The organism is Paenibacillus sp. SZ31, from assembly GCF_012912005.1.
Taxonomy (GTDB): domain Bacteria; phylum Bacillota; class Bacilli; order Paenibacillales; family Paenibacillaceae; genus Paenibacillus.
Window position 1 is genome coordinate 80,447 of the sequence record NZ_JABBEA010000011.1, and the last position, 24,907, is coordinate 105,353.

17 protein-coding genes are annotated in these 24,907 nt (G+C 46.2%); 16 read left to right on the top strand and 1 reads right to left on the bottom strand.

The genetic code is table 11. From position 1 onward, the window contains the following. The first annotated feature begins 8 nt into the window (after positions 1-8). The 8 genes from HF638_RS19890 to HF638_RS19925 all read left to right on the top strand — a co-directional run bounded on the left by HF638_RS19890 (position 9) and on the right by HF638_RS19925 (position 13,652). The gene (locus tag HF638_RS19890; RefSeq protein WP_211175704.1) at positions 9-359 is read left to right on the top strand and encodes a hypothetical protein; all 351 of its coding nucleotides are present in this window, start codon (positions 9-11) and stop codon (positions 357-359) included. Next, positions 296-1,183, top strand: coding sequence for a membrane protein insertase YidC (gene yidC / locus HF638_RS19895; RefSeq protein ID WP_169481716.1), 888 nt, complete (start codon positions 296-298; stop codon positions 1,181-1,183). Before HF638_RS19890 ends, yidC begins: the two co-directional genes overlap by 64 nt. A 335-nt stretch (positions 1,184-1,518) precedes the next feature. Continuing rightward, on the top strand, positions 1,519-5,790 hold the full coding sequence (locus tag HF638_RS19900; protein ID WP_248278208.1) for a discoidin domain-containing protein: 4,272 nt from the start codon (positions 1,519-1,521) through the stop codon (positions 5,788-5,790). Between the two features lie 336 nt (positions 5,791-6,126). Beyond that, positions 6,127-8,343, top strand: coding sequence for a helix-turn-helix domain-containing protein (locus HF638_RS19905; protein ID WP_169481717.1), 2,217 nt, complete (start codon positions 6,127-6,129; stop codon positions 8,341-8,343). Positions 8,344-8,573: 230 nt separating this feature from the next. Further along, complete coding sequence (locus tag HF638_RS19910; protein WP_169481718.1) at positions 8,574-9,548, top strand: ABC transporter permease; 975 nt, start codon at positions 8,574-8,576, stop codon at positions 9,546-9,548. 29 nt (positions 9,549-9,577) lie between these two features. After that, on the top strand, positions 9,578-10,450 hold the full coding sequence (locus HF638_RS19915) for a carbohydrate ABC transporter permease (protein ID WP_340401724.1): 873 nt from the start codon (positions 9,578-9,580) through the stop codon (positions 10,448-10,450). A 78-nt stretch (positions 10,451-10,528) separates the two neighbouring features. Then, entirely contained in the window at positions 10,529-12,103 is a 1,575-nt protein-coding gene (locus HF638_RS19920; protein ID WP_169481719.1) for an extracellular solute-binding protein, read from the top strand. Positions 12,104-12,203: 100 nt separating this feature from the next. After that, positions 12,204-13,652, top strand: coding sequence for a glycosyl hydrolase family 28 protein (locus tag HF638_RS19925; protein ID WP_169481720.1), 1,449 nt, complete (start codon positions 12,204-12,206; stop codon positions 13,650-13,652). 174 nt (positions 13,653-13,826) lie between these two features. Here the strand turns inward: HF638_RS19925 and HF638_RS19930 are convergent, their stop codons facing one another. Then, positions 13,827-14,936 carry a helix-turn-helix transcriptional regulator gene (locus HF638_RS19930; protein WP_248278209.1) on the bottom strand — a complete coding sequence of 370 codons (1,110 nt, stop codon included), beginning with the start codon at positions 14,934-14,936 and terminating at the stop codon, positions 13,827-13,829. 129 nt (positions 14,937-15,065) lie between these two features. On the opposite strand from HF638_RS19930, the gene HF638_RS19935 reads away from it, so the two are divergent. The 8 genes from HF638_RS19935 (at position 15,066) to HF638_RS19970 (ending at position 24,906) form a co-directional block, all read left to right on the top strand. Continuing rightward, on the top strand, positions 15,066-15,773 hold the full coding sequence (locus HF638_RS19935) for a class I SAM-dependent methyltransferase (RefSeq protein WP_169481721.1): 708 nt from the start codon (positions 15,066-15,068) through the stop codon (positions 15,771-15,773). Next, complete coding sequence (locus HF638_RS19940) at positions 15,757-16,854, top strand: saccharopine dehydrogenase family protein (protein WP_169481722.1); 1,098 nt, start codon at positions 15,757-15,759, stop codon at positions 16,852-16,854. The genes HF638_RS19935 and HF638_RS19940 overlap by 17 nt, the downstream gene beginning before the upstream one ends. 74 nt (positions 16,855-16,928) lie before the next feature. Further along, entirely contained in the window at positions 16,929-17,222 is a 294-nt protein-coding gene (locus HF638_RS19945) for a hypothetical protein (RefSeq protein ID WP_076214685.1), read from the top strand. A 78-nt stretch (positions 17,223-17,300) separates the two neighbouring features. Continuing rightward, positions 17,301-18,593: an amidohydrolase gene (locus HF638_RS19950; protein WP_169481723.1), complete on the top strand. Its 1,293-nt coding sequence runs from the start codon at positions 17,301-17,303 to the stop codon at positions 18,591-18,593. A gap of 192 nt (positions 18,594-18,785) precedes the next feature. Beyond that, positions 18,786-19,838: a dockerin type I domain-containing protein gene (locus tag HF638_RS19955; protein WP_169481724.1), complete on the top strand. Its 1,053-nt coding sequence runs from the start codon at positions 18,786-18,788 to the stop codon at positions 19,836-19,838. A gap of 91 nt (positions 19,839-19,929) precedes the next feature. After that, positions 19,930-21,858, top strand: coding sequence for an S-layer homology domain-containing protein (locus tag HF638_RS19960; protein WP_169481725.1), 1,929 nt, complete (start codon positions 19,930-19,932; stop codon positions 21,856-21,858). 386 nt (positions 21,859-22,244) lie between these two features. Continuing rightward, on the top strand, positions 22,245-24,209 hold the full coding sequence (locus tag HF638_RS19965) for an ABC transporter ATP-binding protein/permease (RefSeq protein ID WP_169481726.1): 1,965 nt from the start codon (positions 22,245-22,247) through the stop codon (positions 24,207-24,209). A 28-nt stretch (positions 24,210-24,237) separates the two neighbouring features. After that, a complete protein-coding gene (locus tag HF638_RS19970; RefSeq protein WP_169481727.1) occupies positions 24,238-24,906 on the top strand; it encodes a response regulator transcription factor in 669 nt (222 codons plus the stop codon). Position 24,907: the final 1 nt, after the last annotated feature.

The following is a 24,907-nucleotide window of genomic DNA, read 5'->3' on the forward strand; positions in this document are numbered from 1 at the left end:
TGAATCCCTTGTTTGAACTGCAGGAGTTATTACCATATTTATTCTCGATTGGACTCATCTTCACCGTCAGCTATGCCTATATTGCCCATCTTCACTGTGGCATGACAGAGTACTGGGTGGAAGGTGGCGTCGGTGGTGGACTTGAACCTGTACTTCCTGCCCTGTGTTTGGACAGACAACACAGACAGGAAGACTGGAGCCGCATGATTAGACGAAGAGAAGCGCCCGATGAAGATGAACCAGATTGTCATTCCTCGTTGAACGATTGGTCAACAAATCAACGAGGAGGATATATATGGAACATAAGACTAACAAGGGATTCACTTTTGGATCGGGCAAGGGACGGATCTATGGCCTGATTGCCATTTTGTTTGCAGTCATGCTGCTTGCCGGATGCAGCAACAACGTGTCGGAGATTACTTCATCGACACCGGGATTTTTTAACCACTATATTGTATTTCCACTATCGTATCTGATACAGCACATTGCCACCATATTTAATGGAAGCTACGGGGTCGCAATTATCGTGATCACACTGATCATTCGTCTTGCGCTGCTGCCGTTGATGATGCGTCAAGCCAAGTCCCAGCAGGGAACACGTGTCATCATGAACGCCATGAAACCCGAGATGGATGCGCTCAAGAAAAAATATGAAGGCAAAAATGATCCTGCTGATAAGCAAAAGCTGTCTCAGGAAACGATGGAGCTATACAAGAAGCATAAGTTCAATCCGCTGAATATTGGTTGCTTGCCGATGCTCATTCAGTTGCCTATCCTGTCAGGTATTTACACGGCTATCCGACTTACACCGGAACTTTCTTCCCATTCGTTCCTTTGGTTCAAACTGGGAGCGCCGGACTACGTACTCGCTGTGGTGGTCGCGGTCATTTATCTGGTGCAAGCGAAGGTATCACAAGCCAATATGGCGCCTGAGCAGCGAAAACAGTTCGCCATTATGGGTTATCTCTCCCCACTGATGATGGCATTCTTTTCTCTATCAGCCCCGGCAGCTATGCCACTTTACTGGACGGTAGGGGGGGCATTCCTGGTACTACAGACGTTATTGTTCCGTAAAATGTATCCTGTAGAACATCCGCAGGAGCCTGTGGTTGTGGAAGTGAGTAAGAAAAAGAATAAAAATGCCAGTTCATCCAAACCTTCTCGGAAACCTGCAAAGTCTTAATCAAGTCGGTCGCAGGAGACTATGGAAACATGGTGACTACGGAAACTTGTTGAACACGAAAAACATAATGAAGAAGCCTGATCCATATGGATTAGGCTTCTTTTTGTGTTGAGAGCAGACATTCCTGTGCCAAAAGAGGGCAAAAGCATCTATGATAGCGAAGTCATGCATTACAATGAGCATACCATCTGAATGATTTGAAAGATATCTTAACAAATTGAATGATATTGCAATGGACGAAGCTTGTGAAATCCTGCAATGATATAGAAAATAACGACGCATCATTCAAACGAAGTGAATGTTACACAAGTCTACGACATGAAGGAGGAGTGTACATGGCATCTCGACAAAAGCGGGGCTTTAAAAACCAGGCCAAGTGTATTGTAATGTTTATTTTAATCGTGAGTTTGGTTGCAATGGCTTATCCTTATCCAGTATCAAATGCGGCGTCTGTGAATGAGAATACGGCAACAGAATATCTCCCAACGATTTATGAGGAAATTGATGCAAGCGGTTTCAAACATCCGGGAATTGGGCTCACCAAGGACATTCTTGAGAATATGCGCACACAGGTGCTGGCAAAGCAAGAGCCTTGGTACAGTTATTTTAATCGAATGGAAAATTCTCCAACCGCATCTAGAAACGTTACGTCCAGCAATCAGAGCAGTGCGGATCCGACAAAGCCTGGCAGCTTGGATTTTAACAGTCAATCCTTTAACTCCAGATTTATTGCGGACGGCTTAAAGGCCTACACGCAAGCCATCATGTATTATGTAACCGGGGAAGAGGTGTACAGGGCTAACGCGATGGGCATCATTCGAATCTGGTCTCAGATGGACCCTGCCAAATACACCTATTTCATTGATTCGCACATTCACACCGGAATTCCACTGAATCGCATGGTGACAGCAGCAGAGATTTTAAGATATACGAGCAGCACAACGCAAGACCTGAAGTGGACAGACCAGGACACAACCGATTTTAGCAATAATCTCATCTATCCGGTCATTGATACTTTCCAACATGATAACGGGTATTTTATGAACCAGCATCTGTATCCGCTCCTTGGAGCGATGTCGGGATATATATTTACAGGAAACCGTGACCGTTACAATGAGGGCGTGGAATGGTTTACCGTGAATGAATCCGCTGTGGATCAAGGGCAGAATGGCTCGATCAAGCAGCTGTTTCGATGGGTGGACACTAATATTGTGACAGGTGAAGCAGTGGTTCCACCGAGAGTGCAGCATGTGGAGATGGGCAGGGATCAGGCCCATGGCGCTGGGGACCTCACCAATGTGGAGATCTTGGCCCGCCTGTTGGAAGCACAGGAAACTAAGGTCGATCCAGTCGCAGGAACGGTGTCCACTATGGAGAATGCGGTTAATGCTTACGAATATCTGGATCAAAGGATATTGAAAGCAACCGATTATTTTGCACAGTTCATGCTGGGCCATGATACGCCATGGACACCGGTGGCGGCTCATACGGATGCCGATGGCAATCCGACCATTATCTATAAAGAGCTGGCTGAAGGATACAGAGGACGTATTGGCGGCAACGTATATGGTCTCTACTATTATTACAAATATGCGGCAGGCCTAGATATGGAAGAGGAAGCTCCATACTATGCCGATATGTTTAAGAAGCGACTACCGTTCTATTGGGAATCTCCGGATGGAGGCGCCGATTATTGGATGTTTATCCCCGAAGAAGCAGCTACTGAGGGCGCAACAACACTTCCAAAAGTATCGACGAATGCGGATTGGAATGAAATCGAACACCGAGCTACAAGTCTGGATTCACATTCCGAGATAAAACAAGAGGGTGAAACGTCCTTTGTAGAGATTACAGCCACGGAAGAGGGGAGTCGATTCTCCGTCGTCAGTACCAGCACTCCCGTCAAAACCATAGGTCTGCGAATACGGACGAACGGTACAGCCAAGCTTGTGATCAATGGGTGGCACAATGCTCCTTTGATTTTGCCGGATACCAAGGGGCAGTGGAAATATGTATCCTACACCATGCACAACTTGCGAGGTCTAAGTGATTTGACGTATTTCAAAATTCAGGGAGCGGGCACTGTAGTGGATATGGATCACATACATCTAAAAGCGGGTGAACAGCTGACGCCACCTGTTTTTAACGATAGCGGAACCTCTCTTGATTTGTATACGTATGTCGGGTCAAATGCAGCATTGCAGTACGATTTTACTGCCATCGATGATGGCATAGGCGATAGCGTTACTTACCAGATCGATCATAAGCCTGAAGGGGCTGTCTTTGACGAAAGCACGGGTGCTTTTTCGTGGAAGCCGGAGCAGGTCGGCACCTACTCCATAGTGGTAGGAGCGACGGATGGGGCCACCATCACAGCCAAAGAAGTCAAGGTCATCGTGAGCGCTGACCGTTCGTCTGCCGTTGCCGCAGTGATTGCTGCCTATAACCCGGAAACCAGCTATGTATCTGCGAGTTTAACACACTACAATAGCATATATGCTGATGTCATGGATGTAATAGCAACGGCTTCAGATGACGAGTTTTTGCAAAAGCTGGTGGAGTTGAGAGCTGCGGTAGTAGGTCTCCAAGAATTAACACCGCAGCTTCAGGATGGAAGTATGGACTATTCCAATATGCTGGCTGCCGCAACCTTCTACAACGAAACGCTGAATTTATTGGATAATTACGCGGGGAGCTTTGCATTTTACGGTAACGCCGTCAATTTGACACACACCATGGATTTTGGACCGGATTATAAAGTCACTGCGGATGCTTTCTCCCTTCAGGTAAGGGCAAGCTTCCCCGAGCGGATCGGCGGTACTGCGATTTTTGGTTCTAATGATAATGAAACATGGACACGGCTAACCCCAGGGTTGACCGTCGTATCTGAAGATATGCAGACACTTGAAGTCAGCGAAGGTCACAGGAATACTGCCTTCCGTTTCTTCAAGATTCAGATGATTGAGCCATCCAGTACGATGCTGGAGTTGTCCGAATTCAGAATATTTGGAGAACGCCATGAAACGAATAATAAACTTCAATCGCTCTCAATAAGCTCGCCCCAGAGCGTACAAAACCGCGTTGATGCAGGCAATACGGTTGTGCTGACCTTTGTATCCACCGAACCGATTCAAGATGTGCAGGCTGTGATTCAAGGTCAGGAGGCAACCGTGCATTCAACGGATCAGCTGAATTGGACGGCATCTGCGGTCATGGACAATCTTGCGCCTACAGGTCCTATTCGGTTTGCCATTGATTATAAGACCGTTAATGGACTGTCCGCAGGTCCTGCCATCTTCACGACGGATCGATCTTCGCTGTATTTGGTGAACCAATTCAAGCTTCTCGATGTATCCAGGTTGGCGACAGTAATGGCTTCGGATAAGCAGTATGGTACAGGCGGACTGAGCAATGAACGAGTAGGCTATCTATTGTTCGATGGCAATACGGGGACTTTCGGCGATCTGGCTACTGGTGCCGGAGCTTACTATACGGTGGACTTTGGACCAGACGTATCCGTAACGCTGAGCGATATAATGCTAATGCCCAGAGCCTCCTATCCCGCAAGAATGAACGGAGTGGTCCTGCAAGGTTCGAATGACAATAACAGCTGGACGAACTTGATTGCAGCCGTCACAGGAACAGCAGAAGGCAAGTGGACTTACATTGGCGGGGACAAAATAATCGATCATGATGCTTACCGATACCTGAGAATTTACAACAGCGCTGCATGGAACGGGAATGTGGCAGAAGTGGAATTGTACGGACAATATGATATTCGCAGCATCGATTCCAAGGTAGTCAGCCCCGATGTATATACGAAGGGAAGCTATTACCAATACATGCAAGAGGTTGAGCGGATTCGAGCACTCTTCAACAATCCTGCATCCGATCGGTCCGCTTTGCTGGAGGAGTTGTTCCAGGCTCAAGAGCAGCTGGTTTCTCTTGCTTCCCTGCCTGCGCAGAAGGTCACTATAACACCTTCCATGGTGGCGGCTTCCACGCCAGTCTATCAGAACAAGGGGACCAAAGAGCAGAATGGTTGGCGTGCCGTGGACAGTAATGTGGATACGTTTACCGATACGAAGGATGCTGTAGCATGGATTGATATTGATTTGGGAGAAAATGAGGCCGAGTCATTGTCGAGCTTCAAGTTTTATCCGAGAAATGGTAAGGCTTCAGAAATTACGCGTGTTAACGGAGCTATTCTACAGGGATCTAACGACGGCACGCATTACACCGATTTGTATACCATCAGCGGGATCAGTAGCGTCCAATGGCATACAGCTTCGATAACCAACGATACAGCGTTCCGTTATCTGAGGTACTATTCACCAGGCGGTTATGCCAACGTGGCGGAACTGGAATTGTATAGTAATCCCAGAGACCCGACACTGCTAGTCATGCTACTGGAACAAGCAGACACCTTACAGGAAGAAACCTATGATGAGGCTGGCTTTACTGCCATGTTGGCGGCCAAATCACTGGGAGCGGTAATAGCGGTAGATGCGGACAGCACCCAAACACAGATTGATTCCGCAGCTAACGAACTGCTTCAGGCGGTACAGGCACTAGTTATCCAGACGGAACCGAACGAAGAAGGATGATAGGAGGTGCTGAGCTCGAACCATCCTAATAAATCATTTTGACGAATCTGCTTGTCTGCAAAAAAAAGCACGTGTTCAATGTAAATGTCCCGAAGCCACTGAATAAGGAGGCTTTGGGGCATTTTTTTGCATTGTTTTGTACCAGATATGTGCAGGTCCACTACAGGGTTGAAAGAAATTAGAATGAAGTGAAAGATTTTATACTGGATTTTAGAGAATGATTTTGATAGCTTAAGCAATATGAATAACTATTGTTAATCTCATTTATGATAGCGCATACATTGTTATAGGGACGGGATAGTGCACGATGAGCGAAGCCAAAGGGGATGGATGAAAATGCTTGAATACAGAAAAACCATCTTTATCAAATTTATATTGTCATATACTGTTCTGTCTGTGGTTCTGATCGGCATTATGGGTGGGTATTGGTATACCCAGGCTAATGAAATGATGGAAGATGAGATTGCCAAAGACAATAAAAATCGCCTGATTTCCGCCAAGGATTATATCGAGCAGACGATATTAAAGAAATATGAAGACAACCTGCAGAATAAAGCACTCTCCATTCGGTTCATTCAGAATAACTTCAACTTGAATCTATTGTTAACGAAGAGCTGGGAGGGGAATTTGAGTCGCATTGCATCCTTTCGGCAGGAACTGGAATTCTACAGGATTGAAAATGAAGGGTTAACCAATGTTACCGTTTATTTTCCGGCCCATCATTATGTCGTGGATGCCAGCAACTTTCATATGAAGAGTTGTACATCCGAAGATGCAGCTTTCATTCTGAAGCTGAACGAAGTGAAGCCTAAAGAATGGCTGTTTCGGACATTGGCTGATGGAAGCAAGGTGATGACCTATGTGATTAAATTGCCATATGAGACACCTGGCGTGCCAACCATGGGTTATTTCTTTATGGATGTAGGGGTGGAATATCTGCAGACGGCGGCTTCCCGAATCTTGAGTTCCCCGGCAGACCAGCTGTATATTTTCGACTCTTCGGGTAAAGAGCTGCTTCACACGGGGGAGTATGATGAGGCTCTCGGTGGTTTATTACAGAACACTATTCACAACCGCCAAAGCGGAGAACAGATTATAGAAGGAGCGGAAGGCAAAGCCGTTCTGTCTTATCTGGAGTCCGCGAACTCGCAGCAGGATTGGACGTATGCGATGTATCGTCCGATGAACTCATTTGTCCTGTCCTCTGAACAGTTGAAAAACAGTCTTGTAATTAGTTGCGGCGTAGTTGTTCTATTTGGTTTGCTACTATCGTTCTTTTTCTCCAAACAACTCTACATTCCGGTAAAAAGACTGATGATGCAGATCAAAGGTTTACATACATCAAGTGCTGTCACGTCCTTAGGTAATGAGTATGCTTTTATAGGTAACACCTTCCATCTGATGGAGGAAAAGATCGTAAACCTCGAAACCCAAGCGAGAAAAAATGATTTAAAAAATCTCTTGCTTGGCGTAAGCCTGGAGATCGAAGCGGAGCAGTTCATCCAACCGGGGTATCACTATTGCACCGTCTATCTCCGGATTCCAGAGGAGGGCAGTACAGGTCTGAAGATGCGTTATGAAAAGATGAATAGGTCTTTACACAGTATCTTCGTTCCATTGAATGAAAATGAGGCGGCTATCATTTATTATATTTCTCCTGATGAACACGACGAAGACAATCGTATTATGGCCGATTTGCAGGCGGCTCAGCATTCTAATGAGCATGGTTCCCGGTTTGGAGCGGCTATTGGGAGCAGGGTAGACCACCCAGAAGCGCTCGCCGATTCTTATCAGATGGCCAAGCAGGCAAGCAGATATCATTTTTTATATGGAAAGGATTCAATCGTTGCGTATTCCAGAGTCCTGGAGATGAGTACAGCGCCTTATCTGTTTCAATACGATCATTTCAAAAATGCACTACAGGCAGGAGATCAGGAGGCGGTTGCTGATTTCATTAATCATTTTCTGGAGATTCTTCAGGATGGTCATATGCAGATCGAGACTGCAGAACTCGCTGTGCTGCAATTAATAATGCAATTGTATCAATCGGTGCTTGAGTTGAAGTTACAGCACTTTCTGCCGCATTCCAATATTTTTGATGAATTGAAAAAGGATACGCTGATCGAGACGGTCGAAGGAATTCGCAGGCTGTGCATGCAGATTACCGAACATTTGAAGTATGCGGGTAACCATGCTCACACGGATGTGATTCGTACGTTGAAGGTATATATTGCAGAGCATTTGCATGAAGAGTTATCCCTGCAAATCCTCTCGAAGGAGGTTTCACTGGCCCCTGCTTATATTTCTACACTTTTCAGTGAAGGGACCAAAGAATCTTTTACGGAATATGTAACCCGGCTGAGGCTGGAAAAAGCTGCGGATCTGCTGCGTGATCAACCACGGCTCTCGGTGTCGGTTATTGCAACGCAAGTCGGATACCGGAATCCTCAGTATTTTCATAGCAAATTCAAATCACGCTACGGCGTAACGCCTGTGCAATATCGGAATTCACAGCTGGCAGCGCTGGATTCATTATCTCTGGAGAAGGAATAGCAGAAGCAAGTATGAAGCTCAAAGGTAAGGTGCATATGACTGTTGTTTGGAGCATCTAACGAATGTTACCCAAGCAGCGGTCATTTTTTATGAATTCGTTAGATTTTATAAGAAACCGTGAAAGAATTTATAAAGAATCGAATGAACTTGCAATAGAAAAAGCGCTTACATAATTCTAAGATTGATGTGTGGCTTGAGGAATTTTGGATGGTTGGAAAGGAGCGGTTATCATGAACCCGGTGCACAATCCGGAAGTGGACGGCAAAAAGAAAATATTCCATGAACAGCCGTCAAAATGGGCAGCAACCTGGAGGGAATACAAGAAGTGCAGATATCTGTTTCTGTTGCTTGCTCCGGTGATGATTTGGTACGCGGTCTTTGCATACGGCCCAATGTACGGTATTCAACTGGCTTTCAAAGATTTCAGGATCATGGATGGAATCTGGGGCAGTCCCTGGGTGGGATTCAAGCATTTCGAGTTTTTGTTCTTTCAATCTCCTGACTTCTTAATGATTCTGAAGAATACGATCATCATTAGTTTTTTGCATATTCTGTTTGGATTCCCGGCGCCAATTATACTCGCGCTACTGATTAATGAGATCCGGTCAGGTGCATTCAAAAGGGTAGCACAGTCGTTGACCTATCTGCCGCATTTTTTCTCCTGGGTCATTCTCTCGGGGATATTGATCACACTGTTGTCTCCATCGTCGGGTGTAGTCAATTATTTGCTCCAGCTTGTGGGATTGGAGTCGGTTTATTTTCTGGGAGATCCGAATCATTTCCGGTCAACACTGGTGATTTCGGCGATCTGGAAAGAAGTTGGCTGGGGCACGATTATCTATCTGGCCGCACTTGCGGGTGTACAACCCGAGATGTACGAGGCTGCTGTGATGGACGGAGCGAGTCGCTGGAGGCAGACCCTCAGTATTACACTTCCGACAATTATGCCCGTAATCGTACTGATGTTTATTCTGCGCATTGGCAATGTACTGGATGCCGGCTTTGATCAGATTTTGAACCTGTACTCACCTGCGACTTATAGTGTGGCGGATATTCTGGACACCTATGTTTACCGGGTAGGCTTACAGAATTTCCAGTTCAGCCTGACGACAGCGGTCGGTCTGTTCAAAAATGTGATTGCTTTTGCGCTGGTACTTGCAACAAACTATATGGCTAAAAGGTTTGGACAACAGGGGCTCTTTTAAACAGAATAACCAGATTGGAGGACAAGGCAGTGAAGCATAGCAGGGGCAGTAATCTTTTTCAGGGTTGTTTGATTACGTTCATGATTATTTTGTGTATTGTCATGCTGTATCCGTTTGTTCATATGCTAGCGATCTCGTTCAGTACACCAGCAGAAGCATTGAGATTGGGTATCCATCTATATCCACAGCAGGTATCATTTTTTGCTTGGCAGAAAGTACTGGGTAATCAAGATATCTGGATGGGGTTTGGCAACACCGTTTTTCGTACCGTGGTGGGGACCGTGTGCTCGATCCTGTTCATGTCGTTTGGAGCATATCCGCTATCCCGTAAATACTTGCCGCATCGCAATGTGTATACGATGTTAATTGTGTTCACGATGTTCTTTAGCGGGGGCATGATTCCTTCCTACTTTCTGATCAAATCGCTTGGGCTGCTGGATTCGCGACTGGTGTACATTATCCCGGGATTGATCAGTACGTTCTCCATGCTGATTCTGCGTAATTTCTTTCAGAACATACCTGATGAGCTGGAGGATTCAGCCAAAATCGACGGGGCAAACGATCTGCGTATTCTGTTTCAACTCGTTCTCCCGTTATCGATGCCTGTTATCGCCACATTGTCGCTATGGTCTGCGGTAGGACATTGGAATGCCTGGTTTGACGCGGTGTTATACATCCAGGACCCTTCCAAGCAAGTGCTTCAGACATTCCTGCGGCGAGTAGTCATCACCGGAGAGAATCTATCCATGTTCGCGGCAGACGTTAAGGGCTCAGAATTGGGTTATCAGGAACCGATCAAAGCCGCTACACTGATGTTCACGGCACTGCCCATTATTATTGTGTATCCATTTCTGCAAAAGTACTTCGTAAAAGGAACGATGGTAGGCTCGCTCAAAGGGTAACACAGGTTCATTCAGGCTGCCTCAGGGTGTCTTGATTCACATATGCGAATTGTTAGATCAAAAGGGAGGAATTCAGAGATGAGACAAAAGAAATTCATTACCGGTATGCTGGGCCTAGTGGTATCGGCTTCATTACTCGTAAGCGGTTGCAGTGGTGGTACGATTACTGATAATAGCACTGGTGAAAGTTCAGATGGGGGTAATGAAAAGCGAATTGAGATTTCAATCGCAAACAACTGGAATATTCCCAAAGCCGATAACAATTACGTCCAGAAGTTTCTGGAGGAGAAATTCAATGTGAAGTTCAAGAATATCTCCTTCGAGACGGCAACCTGGAAAGAACAATTTAACGTCATGCTGGCTTCCGGACAGATCCCGGACATTATCTCCGTAGACGGCACCGTAGGCGATGTGGTGCAATGGGCGGATCAAGGTATCCTTGCGAGTGTATCTCAAGAGGAGATCAAGCAATATATGCCTAAATACACGGCGGACGTGGAGAGCGTTGATCCAAATGCCTGGGACCCGGGTACATATAACGGCAAGAACTGGGGTGTTCCCAAGGTATGGGGGGAAGGTGCAACAGGTTTTATTCCCGCATATAACGGACAATGGTTGAAGGCTATTGGCTACAATGAACCGCCAAAGGATCTTGCCGAGCTTGAGGATGTGCTGACCAAATTCATGAATAATGACCCGGACGGCAACGGTAAAAAGGATACTTATGGCTTGACCGGACGAGGTAAGGATGCCCAGGCACAACTGTTCAATACGGTGTTCGCAGCTTACGGAGTAGCACCGTACCAGTTCAAACTGGACGCGAATGGCAAAGTAACTTATGGCGCAATTACAGAGGAAGCGCGCAATGCGCTGAAGCTGTTAAATGAATGGTATAAGGCGGGCATTATTGATCCTGAATTCATCACTGATGGCAATAGCGAGATTCAAACCAAATTTGTCAGTCTGCGTACCGGGATCATTGAAACCGGAATGTGGCACCATCTGTATGATGATGGATACTTTGGCCTGATCTCCAAGGATAAAGGCATTGAACTTGTTCCCGGTGTTCCATTCGCTGGGCCGGACGGCAAGAAGTATGCGATGGCTAATGGAGCATTGCAGCCTCCATTGTTGTTTGGGGCACAGCTTGAGAAGGATGACGCCAAACGAATTAAAATCTTGCAAATTCTGGAGTATGTCACGACGGATACGGAAGGCTACTTGACGACAGTGTTTGGGGAAAAAGGAAACTCCTATAACCTCGAAGGTGAATTGGCGGTCGTTACGGAAGCGGCAGCAGGTACGGAGTTAATGAGTGAACTGGGTGCAGGTTTCTATAATCCATTCGGTGCCAAAGTCAGCTCCATGATGAAGCATCACTATTCTCCTGAAAAGCTGGCTTTCAAAGAAAAGCTGACGAATGTGGAAGATGTAACTGTCTTGAGTGATCTGATGCAGTCGACGGTGATGAAGACCAAAGCCCAGTATGAGGCCATTTTGAACACACTACAGGCTCAATATTATATTAAAGCAATCTCTGGTGAAGCGAATACAGATAAAGATTTTGATGATTTCCGGTCACAGTGGCTGAACTCCGGGGGACAGTCGGAACTGGATGAGGCCCAACAGATTTATGAGGAACGCAGTAAATAAAAATGACTTTCAGGGATGATGGCAAGATCGTTAGCAGATGAACCTGGGAACGGTGCTCATCTGCTAACCGTCTCATCTCTAGGTATGGAGGAGAACGGATATGCAGACTGTAAATACGCATTTAGTGGTTTATCCAGCCCCGACTGGTGCCGTAGTCAACCCGGACTTCACCGTGAATGTCCGCAAGCCACATGGGGAGTGGCAGCCCTTGTTCAGTTACAATGTGAAGGTCGATATGCATGATGTCCGCAATGCATCGATGGTCACGTTCGATTGTAATGGGCCGGCGGAACTGGAAATTGTGAAAAATGAAGGGAGTGTTGAGGCTGCAGTCATCCGCCCAATCTCAACAGGATTAAGCTGTGAGTTGGAAGCAAACCGTATATTGCTTCATCTGGACGGTCCACAGCAACTATCCCTGGAAGTGGACGGAGATCGATTCCACAATCTGCATATCTTTGCTAATCCGCTGGAGCAGGATGTCCCGCTGGTTTCGGATGATGGTGTCCTGCCGCTTGAACCGGGTATACATGACACGGCAGATATTCTGGGGAATTTGGCAGCTGTGAGTTCAGCAGTGAAACACAAAGTGATATATTTTCGACCCGGTATCCATTATTTCGATACATCCCGTTTAGAGATACCTTCGAATACAATGATCTATATCGCCGGTGGTGCAGTCATCTGTGGGGGCTTTATTTGCAGTCACGTGGAGGACGTGGTCATTCGTGGCAGAGGAATTCTGTATTTGTCCGATTTTGAGAAAACGACCTTTTATCGTGGGGTAGAAATCAGTTACGCCCGAAACATATCCATTGAAGGCATCACGGTTATTGATCCGCCCCATTATACAGTCCTGATTGGTCAATCGGGGTCTATAGATATTTGCAATATAAAAACTTTTAGTACACGTGGCTGGTCGGATGGCATTGACATGATGGCCTGTTCAGATGTGAACATCGACAGTGTATTTCTGCGTACTTCTGATGACTGTATTGCGATCTATGCTTCAAGGGATGAATATCGAGGTGATACCCGGAGGGTTCGTGTTACCCGTTCGATCTTGTGGGCAGATGTAGCGCACCCAGCCAATATAGGCACACATGGCAACTATGAAGGAGATGGAGATGTGATTGAGGATATTATATTCAGCGATATTGATATCCTCGAGCATCACGAACCACAGCCGGATTACTGGGGATGTCTTGCGATCAATGCCGGAGACAACAACACGGTACAGAACGTAGTGTATGAGAATATCCGTATTGAACCGTTCGAATTGGGTGAACTGTTCAATGTGAGAGTACTGCAAAATGCAAAATACAATCCTGCTCCGGGGAAACAGATCCGGGATATTCTTTTCAAAAATATTACGTATAACGGAAATTGTCTGAATCCATCCCATATCGAAGGCTACGATGAAGCGCGGAAGGTAGAGAACGTGAGATTTGAGAATGTAACTGTTAATGGGGAACATTTCTCTATGGAGAGAGATGTTATTCTCGGACCTCATACCAATGACGTGGAAGTGAAACCAACACAAGTGTGATTTTGATCTGTCCAATGGAGCATTCGCACGCTTATCCGCTCACGGGGAAAGTAAGCAAGCGACCCCAAAGCACAAGAATATCGTCGCTTAAGAAGTCGCCTGAATGGTGGCTTTTTTTGCTTTGGTAACCTAAGTGAGTTGGAACTGTAGAGTGAATTGCTTACCTCTCAGCATTTATATGGCCGGCTCATCCGATAACTGGAAACGGGAAACGAAATACCAGATGAGCTCGCGACGTGAAGATACCTTGGTTTTGGCGAAAATGGATTTCAAATGATCCTGAACCGTATAGACAGAAATATGCATCGCGGCAGCAATCTCTTTGGAAGAATAGCTACGCAGCACATAACCCAGTAGTTCCCGTTCTCGACTGGATAATCCATGGCTCTCGGCGAGCAAGGGCAGCAAATCCTGCGGCATCGCCTGCTCCAAACGAATAGCAATCTGATCCGGTCCCGCAAGCTGTTGCATAAGACTGGCATGAAGGATGAGATAACGCCCATCCGGAAGTTGGATACAGACTTTGGAGGGCGAGTCGGGAGCGAGTTGACGATCGTCAGCCCGTTCTACCCGATTCTTGCGCTGCAAGTGGGAACTCACTGCACGTACCGGACGGGGCAGAATGTCTGGCCCTACACGCTCCAGCGTACGCAAATGGGACAGCCAATATTGAGCCGAGGCGTTCAGCGATAAGAGCTGGAACGTGTCCGAGGTGATCAAAATTCCGGGTTCCTTGGGACTTTCACTCGTGATCTCATCCATCAGTGTCAGACTCGTGGACCGCAGCATGGATGCAATAGAAGTAGTCCAGCTCTGAATTAGCGACCGTTCCTCCTCTGTAAAAAAAGAATTCTCGGTCTTACGATACAGGGTCAGGTATCCCCAACAAGCGTCTCCACTGACCAATACAGCACGCAGTTCATCACCGAACCCCGCTGGCTGAAGAATGTTGATATAACGTGGGCTTTGGTCAGGCTGTTCGTTCTTGGACGTGTGGAATGTAGCAGTATGTTCACCGCTGCGAATTAGTTCAGCGTATTTATGTATATCTTCTTCCATGTATTCATTGATGAATAACCGATCATGAATGGCTTCAATGCCATCTTCTGTCACAGCTCCTGTGGAAAGAAGAGTCAGAGGATCAACGGTGGTGAAACAGTATGCGTCATAAGGCACCGCCGAATGGATCTGCTTCAGAACAGCTTCCCGATAGGTACGCGAGGTCCAGGTTCCTTTTTCAAGAGAAGTGATAAGTCTGTGGTTCCGATCAATACGTGATGTCAACAAGATATCTCCTCTCACTATGCTTATATCCCAATGTTCTGGGATTGTAGGTTCGGCGTATCCTTCTATAATGAAATTAGACGAACAGCGAGTCAAGTCTAACTTCAATTCAAGAGGAGTGTAGTATCCATGAATCACAATCCATCACCCATGAGCTGGGAAACGGCAGATGTACATCGCTACGAACAATCGATAGCCCTGAAGATTCCGGGTTATTCTCATATGCATGATCTAATGGAACGGCTGCTTGCAGCATCTGTTACGGATAACAACGATATTCATATACTTGTAGCCGGAGCGGGAGGGGGAAAAGAAATTGCTCTGCTTGGATCACGCCATGCCGGGTGGACATTGACCGGAGTAGATCCTTCACAGCCCATGCTGCAACTTGCCGAGATCCGAGTCGCGGAAGCCGGCATCGGTTCCAGAGTGAAGCTGCAATCTGTCACGGTTGAAGAATTACCAGAGGATATTTTATATGATGGGGCCACAAGCATGCTCATGTTACATTTCCTTCAGGGGATGGAGGCCAAGAGAACGTTTCTGACCAGCCTCGCAGCGAGACTTAAACCGGGTGCACCACTGATCATCGCCGCTGTAAATGCAGATCTTAGATCCTCCGCATATCCAGTGATGATGCAAGCTTGGAAGGATCACATGTTGAATGCAGGTGTTCTTCCTGAAGAGTGGGAGCGTTTTGCTGCTTCCTTGGGCCGTGAATCCGATCCCATATCCTCTGAAGAGATGACTCAGCTACTGACCGAATGCGGTTTCTCACATATTACACGTTACTTCGGGGCGTTCTGGGTGGAGGGGTATTATGCAAGTCGAAACTAACGTGAAGTCTGTGAAAGATCAGATCTGGGTGGTTGGCGGTTATGGTCAAGTGGGGCAGATGATATGTACTCAGCTGGGGAAATTGTTCCCGGGTAAAGTATGGGCAGCGGGTACGCGCATGAACCGTGCGGAAGAATTCAGCCGATCGACTGGTGGTGCTGTACTGCCGCTTCAACTGGATGTGACAAAACCTGTGGAACCGTCCATGTTACGGTCTGTGAAGCTTGTAATCATGTGTGTCGATCAGAGCGATACCCGGTTTGTTGAATCCTGCGCACAAGCCAGAACCGATTATATTGATATTTCTGCAAAATATGATTTTCTCGCCCAGGTTGAACAATTACACACCAAAATGCAACGTTCCAAATCGACCGCGATCCTCAGCGTTGGATTATCACCGGGAGTGACTAATCTGCTTGTACGCGAAGCGACCATGCATATGGATCAGGTGGAGGAAGCAGATATTACCGTAATGCTGGGACTTGGCGAGAAACACGGGAAAGCTGCCGTGGAATGGACCGTTGATCAGATGAATGCCACCTACCAGGTGATGCAAAAGGGCAAGCCTGCTGAGGTACAAAGTTTCGGAGATGGCAAAAGTATTGATTTTGGAGCGGAACTGGGGAATCGGAAGGCCTATCGGTTTAACTTTTCGGATCAGCATGTGGTTGCTCGGACGTTACGGATCCCAACCGTATCTACCCGACTCTGTCTGGACTCCCGCTGGATCACAAGATCCATGGCAATCTCCAAACGTGCAGGGTTATTTTCGTTGCTGCGTGTCCCGTCTATTCGCAATGGAACAGTTAAGGCATTTGGCCTTATTCCTGGAGGAGAGCCGATGTATGCGGTCAAGGTTGATGCCGTCGGATGGGAAAATGGTGAGCAAGTCCGTGTTGAACAACTGCTGGTTGGTCATAAAGAAGCAGATGCGACAGCAGCCGTGGCAGCAGCCGTGGCAGAACGCGTGTATAGAACAGCGTTGCCACATGGTGTGTTTCATATTGAACAGGTTCTCTCTTTGCAGGACATTCAGGATGCACTTCATACGCCACTAAAGGTGACAACCAAGATCACCTAGTTTCATGTTCTTTTGCGGGTACCCTCCAATCTGCTATGATGGAACAATAATCATGGTATGAATGGAGGGAGATCATGAACTGCGTTGCTGTATTACCTTATTACAAAGTACAGAGAGAAGTGACGGGTCTCGCCCAAGAGATTGAGATGAATGCCCGCTCCATGATTCTGTATTCAGATAAAATTGTGACCAAATACCGCGAGTTCAACATTACGGAAGTGTTTGACATGTCATTTCGCCGAATGGGCGATGAAGGTGGATTTTTCTATCTGCACACAAGTACAGGCGTGTATCCATACATGGTCGAAATTGACCCTAAACCCTTTATACAAAGTTTCAGAAAGATGACGATCCAAAAATTAAAATGACTTGACCTTGCCGTTACGTGAAGGCTTACCCTCGGATATGGAAGGAACGATAACCAATCCAGAGGAGCCGTGAATGTAATGAGTATATTGATTCAGCAAGCGACCATCCTAACGATGAAAGATGCCGAGGCCCCCTTTATGGGGGATATTCGTATTGAAGGAGATCGCATTGTACAGATTGCGAACCACATTCCTCCTCAACCTGACGATGAGATTATCGATGGCCGCAATAAGGTTGCTATGCCGGGACTGATAAATGCCCACCAACATACACCGATGAGCCTGCTCCGGGGATTCTCGGATGATCTGAAGCTGATGGACTGGCTCGAACGTAAAATGTTGCCTGCCGAAGCACGGATGAACCCGGAAGACATCTATTGGGGTGCCAAGTTATCCATGGCCGAGATGATCCGTTCAGGTACCACTGCCTTTGCGGATATGTATATCCATATGAATGAGATTGCAGAAGCAGTGAAGCAAACAGGTATGCGGGCATCGCTTACACGTGGGATGGTATTCATGGAGGATGATGGGGGACGCAGGTTGCAGGAGGCGATCGATCTTGTACAACGTTGGTCTGGAGCGGCAGAGGGGCGAATTACAACCATGTATGGCCCCCACTCGCCCTACACCTGTCCCGTGGAGCCGCTCCGTGAAGTCATTGCCATGGCTGTCGCGGAGGATATTCCTCTGCATATTCATCTGGCTGAAACGAAGGAAGAAGTCGTGAAGATTCGTGAGCGCTATGGCATGACGCCGACGGAGTATTTGGAAGAGGCGGGGATGTTCGAACAGGCACATGTCCTGCTTGCACATGGCGTACACCTTAATCGAAGGGACATCGGCAGATTGAAGGGTATGCGCGGCGGTGTAGCACACAATCCGGTCAGCAATCTGAAGCTGGGTTGTGGAATTGCTCCGATTACCGAGATGTTGGCCCAAGGAATTAACGTGGGAATGGGAACGGATGGAGCGGGAAGTGCCACAACCGTGGATATGTTCGAGGAGATCAAAGCCGCGACCTGGCTGCAAAAGCTGGACTATGGTGATCCCACTCGCTTGCCAGCCAAGGAAGTTCTAAGCATGGCGACACGCGGAAGTGCTAATCTGCTTGGCCTTCAACATGAAGTGGGTGTGCTTGAAGTGGATCGCAAAGCTGATCTGATTCTGATCGACTTGGCCAAACCACATCTTCAACCGGTACATGAGGTAGAGTCGCTACTGGCATACAGTGTAAACGGTGCGGATGTGGACACCACGATCGTGAATGGCCAGATTCTCATGAGAGGCAGAAAGCTGCTCACAATCGATGAGGAAGAACTTTACCGTGAGGTGAAGGTTAGAGCCAAACGAATCGTTGAAGGAATTTAATTTTAGGTCAATTTGATCCAAACTGGAAAATGATTTGTGCTCAAAACGCCATGGAGGCTTTCTCCATGGCGTTTTTTGTCGAATTATAACTGGGAATAGTTCCATGGACCTGTTCAGAATCGGTTCAGAATGACTCGTTATACTGAGCATGTAGTTGTTCAAATTTGAAATGTACACGAGGAGGAACATGAATTGAAGGGGAAACAAAACAAAAAACGGCTTAAGCCGATATTGAAAAAAAGCATGTTGACTGCACTCGGGTTGGGCATTGCATTGCCTATAGGTGGAACGCTTCCTCAAGCTAACGCAGGAGCAATTGGTCCGGTAATAAACATTTCACGACCTGTTCTTAACGATGGCATCCAGTGGTTAAGTTATTCATCGGAACAAAATGATCCTTCTTTTGTACCCGATGTGCCCATAGAGGTAACAAGCAATAATACAGTCAGAATCAATTTAAGTACACATTTTCGATCCGATGAGTTTAATATGCTCACAGCCATCTCGAGTGATAGCAGCATAGCTGAGGTCTATGTAGAAACGAGAGAAGATGAGAATATGCCAGCCCCTACGAGTACATTGGTGGTTATTCCTCGCCAAAGCGGCAAAATCAACATCGAATTGAAAGCGAATTATATGATCTCTGGTGCACCAGAGACTGTTACGGATAATATTGAACTTTACATTAGTAAAAAAGGGGATGTAAATGCAGACGGTAAAGTGAATTCTCTGGATGCAGCAGACTTGTTCGATTATCTTCGTAACATTGTAAGTCGCCGCGGATTTAGCTATGTAGAGATGAACCGTATGGACGTGGATCGTAATACGGAACCTACTCTGGGGGACATGGATGCTTTGTTACAAGGATATAAGGGCAAAACACTTGGCGGGAAAAACAATGACTATGTGTTGACCTTCCAACAAGTGGATGATGCGCCGTATATACTGAGTGGTGAATTGAAGGAGTACATGCAGAATGTATTTTCCACAGATTACTATCTAATGGATATTGATTATGATGATTCCCTTAATACTCCCTCTTATCAGTGGTATCGCGCAACAGACGCTTTAGGAGAAGATAGAGTGCTGATAGGTGGAGAAACAGGAGAACAGCATAGCGTTACATCTGAGGACGAGGATCATTATCTTGTGCTTGAAGTTATTACTCACTCCACTTCAAACCCAAATACGGAGCCTAGACGAACATTCATTGTTGGAAAAGAAAAAATACAACTTCCTGATTAATTCATATTTTTTATTTCAGATAAGGAATAACCATACTTTTTCTATCTTGACCATACGATCTATCAATTGATATAGACATGGAGGCTAATACATGTTTCAACCGAAAAAGAAACGTCCAAGAATCAGAAGAACAATGTCAGGTCTCATCGCACTTACGCTACTCTCGTCTCTCGTATTCCCGAGTATAGCTGGGGCAGAGCCGGCAGAACCATCACAGGTGGAATTTGCAAATGTTAGTGTTCAGGCGGGGCAGACGGTTCATGTTCCTGTTGCATTGAAAAAATCCCATTTCGGGGTGAAAGCTTATAATATGCAGATTGATTATGATACGTCTGCACTGGAAATCGTTCGGATCACACCTAAATCTGTCAACGTCATGAGCACATCCCCAAATGAAGAAGGTGTAGCAGACTTCCAGTACGAAATTAATAATGCGGAAGGCTGGGTACGGATCATTTGGGTTGATTTTACTGGGGGTGACCATTCAATTGTAGATGAAACCCAATTATTTGATATGGAAATCAAAGCCAAAAGCAACGCGACGCCTGGAACGAAACAGCTATCCGTAGATCAAACCGATTCAGAACATTGGCATTTCACGAATGTAGAGCACGAGAACTACACTGAATTATCCGGTGGAACAATCACAATTACAGCAGCAAACTCAGGTGGTGGCAATTCGGGTTCTCCAGCTTCCTCTTCGGGAGGAAGTGTATCACCTACTACACCCGTGGTTACCCCGGTTCCATCTACTCCGGCGGTAACCAAAGGCGTAGACATCTATGTGAACGGACAGAAACAGGAACAATCAGCGACGGCTACCACATCAACGGTAGGCAATCAGGTTACTACCACTGTTCACGTGGATAATGACAAAGTCATTAATCAGATTGGAAGTGGACTGCGAACGCTTCTGCTACCCATTACAGGTACTGGCAAGGGCGCGGTCGTTGGTGAACTGAACGGCAAACTGGTCAAAACGATGGAAGGAAGTAATGCCGAAGTTGTCATTCAAACTGATAGCGGTACGTATACCCTCCCGGCTAATCAGATTCAGGTAGATCAGGTTCTGAACCAATTCGGAAGCACCGTTCCATTGGAAGATATCACCATTCAAATCGCTATTGTGCCTAGTGCCACATCCAAGCAAACAGCAATTCAGGCCGCAGCAGACAAGCTGCAGAACACTACGGTGGTTGCAACTCCGGTTGATTTTGAAGTGAAAGCCATCTGGAATGGACAGCAAGTCAATGTGGATCGTTTTAACTCTTATGTAGAGCGCTCCATTACACTCCCAGAGGGTGTCGATGGTTCAAAGATCACGACAGGTGTCGTACTTCAACCAGATGGCAGCCTTCTGCATGTGCCGACCAAGGTTATCAAAGGTAACGGGCAAGATTCTGCTATAATTAACAGCTTGACGAACAGCACTTACGCCCTGATCTATCATCCGGCAACATTCAGCGATGTAACGAATCACTGGAGTCGTGAGGACGTACAGGATCTGGCATCCCGTCTGATCGTACAAGGTACCAGTGAGAACGTGTTTGCGCCGGACCGCAGTATTACACGTGCCGAGTTCACGGCTGTTCTGTTAAGAGGTTTGGGTCTGCACTCCCCGAACAGCGCAGAAGCAGCATCATTCACGGATGTGAAGACAGGCAGCTGGTATGAGGATGAGGTTCAGACGGCTGTGTCCTATGGCCTGATCTCAGGTTATGCTGACGACAGCTTCCGTCCGAACAGCGAAATTTCTCGTGCTGAAGCGCTAACCATTGTGTCACGTGCGATGAAACTGGTCGGTCTGGCACAGGCCGACGCGTCAGAGACAACAAGCCTGCTGAGCACATACAGCGATAGCGCTAAAGTACAATCATGGGCAGCAGAGCCGGTTGCATCGGCGATTAAACAAGAGCTGGTACAAGGTGCTGATGGCAAGCTGATGACAGATGCAGACATTAGTCGTGCACAGTCAGCGGCAATTGTGAAAAGGCTGCTGGCAAAAGCCGGACTAATCTAAACTTTATAAGTTGAACTAAAGATTATTTACACTGACACTACGACGACAGAATAACCTTCCAATCGCTGTTATCCCCAGATTTTTTGAATCCCTTTTCCAAAGGTGAAAATCCGGGGATAAAGGCGAACGCTTCGCTTTTTCAGGTTTTTTCTGTCTTCTCCGTTATCGTGTAAATGATTAGTTTAACTTATATTATCAAATGCAATAACGAAATAAGACAACCCGAGTCCTTATATCTAAGGATTCGGGTTTTTTGCATATAGTTCTTTTGAACAACCTCTTATAGGTGCAATGGTCCAGTTCATTATCAGTTCACAATGATTTGTTACGATATGAAACATGAAATAGATAGATAGAGTGCATGATCAGGAGAGGAAGAGATCCATATGAAAATACTAGAAGTTAAAAATGTGAAGAAATTATACACCTTATATGGAAAAGAAAGAGTTCCGGTACTCCACGGTTTGAACTTAAGCTTTGAGACAGGGGAGTTCGTCTCCATCCTCGGCGAATCTGGCTGCGGTAAGTCAACGCTGATGAATATCATTGGGGGAATGGACTCCGATTATGAAGGGGACGTCGTTGTTCGTGGCAAGAACTTAAGTGCGATGACAGAGAAAGAAATGGATGATTATCGGAAGAATAATATCGGCTTTGTCTTTCAAAATTTCAATCTGATCCCGCATCTGTCTGTCCTCGAAAATGTGACGATTGCGATGCAAATGACGGATACCAATGAGAAGGAGCGGAACCAACGTGCCGTTGATATATTAACAGAGGTCGGGCTGAAGGATCATCTGAACAAACGTCCCAACCAGTTATCTGGCGGTCAGAAGCAACGAGTTTCCATCGCACGGGCGTTATCCAACAATCCGGATATTATTCTCGCAGATGAACCAACAGGTGCTCTGGATAGGGAAAACGGAGATCAAATCCTCGCTTTGCTCGACAGTATAGCAAAAAAGGGAATGCTGGTGATCGCCGTAACTCACTCGCAGAAAGTCGCTGACTCCGGTACACGTATTGTGAAGGTTGAAGAAGGGCGCATTAGTGATGATATTCACCTGAAAGATCCTTCTACGGCTGTTTATGAGAGTCGTCAGGATTCTTCCCGGAGCCTGAGCTTGCTTGCTTCATTCAAGATGGCACTTAAAAATATGAAACTCAACGGCAAGCGTAATGTTCTGGTCGCTTTGGGTGGATCTATAGGTATATTAAGTGTACTGCTGATGCTTTCGCTGGGGAATGGTATAACGACGTATATGAATGACGAAATCAATTCAAGTATGGACCCTTTGCTCGTGGATATAACGAAGCCGAGTGAAGAAGCCAAAGACATGCAAGGCCCCGAGGCCTTGATGGCACCAGGTGAACCGTTCACCGAAGCTGATGTTGAGACGATTCGCAATTTTCCTAATGTGGATCATGTAGAGACGATCACGACCATTACAGGTAAATCGACTATGGCGAATGAAGAACAAAGTGTGGGACTCACACAGTTAACAACGTTAACGGATGCTTTTGATCCAGCACTGATGACAACTGGTGTTCTGCCGGTAGAAAATCAGATGTTGTTACCTCTCGATACAGCGAAACAATTAAGCGGAAATGATCAAGCTGAAACCATGATCGGCAAGTCCGTGTTTCTATATATCAATGAGATGGATGGCAATAATAAACCAGTAACTTTGGAGAAGGAAGTAACCATTTCAGGGATTTACGAAGCGGCAGATCCACAATCTCCAATGCAACAATCGCCTGGATACATTTCATCAGAGATGCTGGAGCAAATGTATACTGACAAAGGAATAACAATCGGGCCGATTCAGGTTAACGCCTATGCAACCGATATGAAATATGTAAATGAAATCAATGAAGCTGCTGTAGACGCTGGTTTCGCAGGCTCCCAAATGGCCAAGGTCATGGAGAATATCACCACATATGTAAGTATGGCTTCCATTGTACTTGCGGGTATTGCAGGCATTTCGTTGATCGTATCCGGTATTATGATACTGGTAGTACTCTATATCAGTGTCGTGGAACGGACGAAGGAGATCGGAATTCTTCGGGCAATTGGAGCGAGAAAGAAAGATATCAAGCGAATATTCTTCTCCGAATCTGCCTTATTAGGCGTATTTAGTGGTATTATTGCGGTAATCTTTGCAGTAATCATTAGTTATGTGTTAAATATTCTATTGGACAATGCGTTTGGCGCAAAACTCATTAATCTCTCAGGATATTATATCTTGTTCGGGATCGTCGTAAGTACAGCGATTAGTATCGTTGCTGGTTTGATGCCATCATCAAAAGCTGCGAAGCTGGACCCGATGGAATCTTTACGATACGAATAAAACCAATTGCGGAAAGGATAATGGCTACATGAACACGATTTTGGTGGTGGACGATGATTCCCATATCCGCAAATTGATCCGAATCTATCTTGAAAAGAATCAATTTTCCGTGCTGGAAGCACCAGACGGTCAAGAAGCGCTGGATATCCTCTCTCATACAAGAGTTGATTTGGCGATTGTGGATGTAATGATGCCACGAATAGACGGCATTGAACTGACGGAAGATATCCGATCTTATCTGGATATTCCGATCCTGATGGTGACTGCCAAGGGAGAATCCAAGGACAAAGTCAGAGGGTTTAATGCAGGGTCAGACGACTACATGGTTAAACCTTTCGATCCGGTAGAGTTAATCCTACGTGTAAAATCGTTACTGAAACGATATAACAAAAGTTCATCGAACATGATCCAGATCAGCGGTGTAACGATTGATTTGGGCAATCTGATGGTTGTTTCGGATGGACAATCTATCGAATTGAAAAAGAAGGAATGTGAATTGTTATTTTCTCTGGCGAGTTCGCCAGGGAAAATATTCACACGTACACAGCTTATAGATGATATATGGGGTATCGATTATGAAGGCGATGAGCGTACGGTCGACGTGCATATCAAGCGGTTAAGGGAACGGCTTGAACCCGTACCTGAGCTAGTGATCTCAACGATAAGAGGACTTGGATATCGCCTGGAGCGTGCATGAA